Source organism: Streptomyces sp. NPDC097619, from assembly GCF_040302735.1.
GTDB lineage: Bacteria > Actinomycetota > Actinomycetes > Streptomycetales > Streptomycetaceae > Streptomyces.
This window is the reverse complement of sequence record NZ_JBEOSD010000298.1, coordinates 1-3,549: the sequence shown is the minus strand read 5'-3', so window position 1 is coordinate 3,549 and position 3,549 is coordinate 1. Positions and strand designations below refer to the sequence as shown.

General features: G+C 71.6%; 5 protein-coding genes and 1 pseudogene. 1 reads left to right on the top strand and 5 read right to left on the bottom strand.

The window, feature by feature from the left end:
* On the top strand, positions 1–141 hold a 141-nt coding region (locus ABTZ17_RS36530), incomplete at its 5' end, for a DUF397 domain-containing protein (RefSeq protein WP_352200131.1).
* A gap of 229 nt (positions 142–370) precedes the next feature.
* On the opposite strand, the gene ABTZ17_RS36525 is transcribed toward ABTZ17_RS36530, so the two are convergent.
* The 5 genes and pseudogenes from ABTZ17_RS36525 to ABTZ17_RS36505 form a co-directional block, all read right to left on the bottom strand.
* Entirely contained in the window at positions 371–499 is a 129-nt protein-coding gene (locus ABTZ17_RS36525; RefSeq protein WP_352200130.1) for a hypothetical protein, read from the bottom strand.
* A gap of 266 nt (positions 500–765) precedes the next feature.
* Positions 766–1,311, bottom strand: a complete 546-nt coding sequence (locus ABTZ17_RS36520) for a hypothetical protein (protein WP_352200129.1) — start codon at positions 1,309–1,311, stop codon at positions 766–768.
* A 26-nt stretch (positions 1,312–1,337) separates the two neighbouring features.
* Positions 1,338–2,585, bottom strand: coding sequence for a site-specific integrase (locus ABTZ17_RS36515; protein WP_352200128.1), 1,248 nt, complete (start codon positions 2,583–2,585; stop codon positions 1,338–1,340).
* On the bottom strand, positions 2,582–3,028 hold the full coding sequence (locus tag ABTZ17_RS36510; RefSeq protein ID WP_352200127.1) for a DUF6221 family protein: 447 nt from the start codon (positions 3,026–3,028) through the stop codon (positions 2,582–2,584). Before ABTZ17_RS36510 ends, ABTZ17_RS36515 begins: the two co-directional genes overlap by 4 nt.
* Positions 3,025–3,549 (bottom strand): annotated as a pseudogene (locus ABTZ17_RS36505) (hypothetical protein); the annotation flags it as partial. The pseudogene ABTZ17_RS36505 and the gene ABTZ17_RS36510, both read right to left, overlap by 4 nt.

The window sequence follows — 3,549 nt, the reverse complement described above, 5'->3', positions numbered from 1 at the left end:
GAGTGCGTCGAGGCGTGCCCGCAGCCGGGCGCGGTCTTCATCCGCGACTCCAAGCAGCTCGACCAGGCCGACGGGTACACCGTCCTGTCGTTCTCGCAGGGCGCCTGGGCGGCCTTCGCCGCGCACACCGCGGGCCGCTAGTCCCCGAAGCGCGCGTGCCCTCCCCGCGGTCATCGGGGAGGGCACGTCTCTTCTCGTGTTCGGCGAGCGCCCGGTAGACGCTCGCAACGCTGGGGCTAGGCCCTTGCGCTTGCCGGTGGGGATGATCAGGTCGGGTTGGATCTCGGGTCGAGAACGTCGGCGCGGACATCGCGGCCCCGTTCAGCTTCCATCTGGAGGGCGGCAGCATCCGCCTCACCCTGCTCCCGGCTCAGGCGTAGTCGTCCTCCGGTGTCAGGACGAGGCTGTCCGGCGCGAGCGCCATGCACACGCACGCGCACCAGCAGGGCCAGCCCGTGCGGATGTGCGTGGCCGTACTGACCTCGCCTCGGCAACTCATGCACCGCGCCGTACATCCGCAGGTCGAGCAGTCGGCGCACTGCATCCGGCCGCACTTCTCGCACAGGGTGTCGCGGGGCGGCGGGCCGTCGGGGAAGCACTCACGGCACGCCCAGGCCCCGCAGTTACCGCACGTCGTCGTCACCCCTCCAGCTTCCCGCCCGCGGTGGGTTCACGGTGAAGGCGACACACGCGCCTAGCCCGGAAAGCCCAGGTCACGCTTCCCCGACCGACACCGGCCCCACATCACCAGCTCGGGATCCCGGCTCATAGGGCCGCGTACCCGGTCGGGTCGGGGGTGTCGGTCCATGCCTCGGGGAGGGCGGCGGTGTCCACGGGGAAGTCGTTGTCCTGGCTTGGGGGGAAGCCCCCGGCGATGTAGCGCAGGGCCTGCCCGAGCCCGTCCACGACCCCGGTCGCGTAGTCGGGTGCCTGCCCGCGTGCTGCTTCTTGGAGGGTGCTGTACGCGGTGACCAGACCCATCACTCCCGTGGCCAGGGGCTCGGTCGGGCCGTGCACGCCCAAGGTGGCGATGCGGTCGGTGATGAAGCGCACCAGGCGCTCGTTCTCGCTGACGGTGGACCCGCCGTACTCAGGGTCGACCGCAGTCTCCTCGCCCATAGGGTCGGTCGGGTGGGCGGAGTCGGGGCCGCGGGTCGCGCCATGGGGGTGTTGCGAAGGACGCCGACCGACGACGCCGGGCGTGACCATGTTGGAGGCGTCCGCGATCTGGATCTGTACGTCCTCGCCGTTGAGGCGGACCGTCTCGATCCAGGTTCGTGCACGGGAGGGGTCCTCGCTGGACAGGGGCACAGTGCGTCTCCTCGGGATGCTGACGGCTAGGGGGTCTGGGTGCGGCGGGCTTCGGCGACGGCCTGGTGGGCGGGGCCGCCGAAGAGGGGTACGTGGGCGAGGGGGTCGTCGGTGCCGAGGCCGTGGCGGCGGTCGTAGGAGGTGTCGGCGGTGGTGGACCCGGGGCTCCAGCGGCCTGCGAGGTTGCGGTCCAGGAGTGGCACCTTGGCCTCGATCATGTCGGTGTTGGCGCCCGCTCTCCATCCGTGGCTGGTGACCTTCCGGCCGTCGATGACGGGGACTCCGGCGCGCGCGGCGAGCACCTGGAGACGGTCGTCCAGCGAGCCGGACCGCATCCGCAGGCCCCGCTCACGCTCGGGGGGGTACTTGCGCAGCCTGCCCTTGACCGTCAGGGCGCGGAAGAGGGGCAGGTGGGGTGCGAAGGCGTCGAGTTCGTGCAGGACGGCGAACCAGGCGCGGGCCCGGCGGACGAGCTGGAGGTCTTCGCGGTCGGTGACGAAGCGCGTGGCCCCCTTGCCGGCCTGGTCGGTCTTGGAGGTGGCGGTGGTGACCATCAGCCCGGTGTCGTAGATCTTGATGCGGCCGATGAGCATGTCGGTGAGCTCGGACTCGCGTTGCAGGTTGGCGTAGGCCAGGGCGGCGAGGAACGCGTCCCGCTTGCCGATGGCGGTGGACTCGTCGATCTTCGCGATGACCCGCAGGTTGTAGTCGATCGTGACGGCCGGGGCCCGGCGGACCTCGCCGCCGCTCTGCCGCCACTCCTTCTGCCACACCTTCAACCGGGCCCTGACCACGCTCGGGTCCGGCCGGATCCCCTCGGGCTGGGCATTCAGAATCCGCGACATGTACTTGCCGACGCTGGACGGCTTGAACTCCCCGGCCTTCCCGCGGCGGATCAGATGCAGCCCGTAGGAGGTGTACGTGGCCGTGGTGCAGGGCGAGGCCACCCGCGGCGGCCGCTGGGCCGCGCACCACCGCTCGAAGGCACCCAGGCTCGACCGGAGGTTCGTCACGGTGGTGGCGGCGAGGTCCGGGGCCTGGAGGTCGGCGACGTCCTCCTCGGTGAGACGGAGATCGGCATCGGTCCACGGTGGCCGCTCGTCCCCGGCGCGGGGAGGCGACTGCCCCGGGGCCAGCATGGTGTGCATCGTGACGACGTGCCGCTCCTGCGCCCCGGCCAGGGGCCGGTGTCCGGCCGGGACGAGCTCCGCGTCCACCGGTTCCGCGTCCACGATCTCCGCGTCGATCACCTCGGTGTCGAGGGGGTCCGTCACGGGTGGTCTCCTTCGGGGTCGGGGTGGTCGGGGTGGTCGATGTACGAGGCCGCGAACCCCTGCACGACGGGGAGGAGTTCGGCGGCCGCCGGGTCGTCGCGCTGATGGAGCACGGCCAGGAGGTCGACGGTGCGGGCCTTGGCGTCCAGGTCGTCCAGGACACGGAGCGGCTGGTTGCGGATCAGGTGCAGGGCCGTTTCGTGGTCGGCGAAGTGGCCGCGGCCGGTCAGGATGGACGCGAAGAGCCGACCGGCGGAGAGCACGCCGAAGCGCCGGCCCCCGGCCTCGCTCAGGTCCCACCAGTGTGGTGTGCCGTCCCCGACCGTGCAGGCCGCGGCCTCGGTGCTCTCCCTCTCCTCACGGATCCGGGCGCGCAGGAAGTCCACCCACGTGGTGACGGGGGGTCTTCGGGAGGCCGGTCGCTTCGGTCGCTCGATCGTCACTCCCGCCCCTGCGGATCCGGCCCGGTGGCAGACTCCGGCGGGACCGCGTCGACCACGGGGGCCGCGCACTCGAAGCAGAAGGTGACGCTCGGATACTCGGGGAAGTGCGAGCCGCCGCCGATGGCCCGGGGATGCTGAAGGTCGACGGCGCGGAAGACGTACCTGGCGACGGCATGGGGTGTCCCGCAGCGGGGGCAGTTGGGGGAGTCGCTGGAGAACTTGCCGGCGTTGTGGACCGCGTCGTACTCGTGCGCCAGCGCGAACGGGTGCCAGTCCGTGTGACAGAAGCGGCAGCGCGGGTGGACCGCCGGCTCGGTGGTCCTGTCGACCTCGACCACGACGGTGTGCTGGAAGCAGCGGGTGCACTGGACCGTGCGATCTTCCAGACCCTCCAGAGCCGGCGCGAGGCGCGTCAGGCGCTGCTCGACGTAGGCGTGCAGGCGGTTGGCGCCGTCGCGGACGTAGCCGATGTCCTGAAGGTGTTCGTCGTCGGCCACGAGCACGGACAGGTCCGGGAAGAG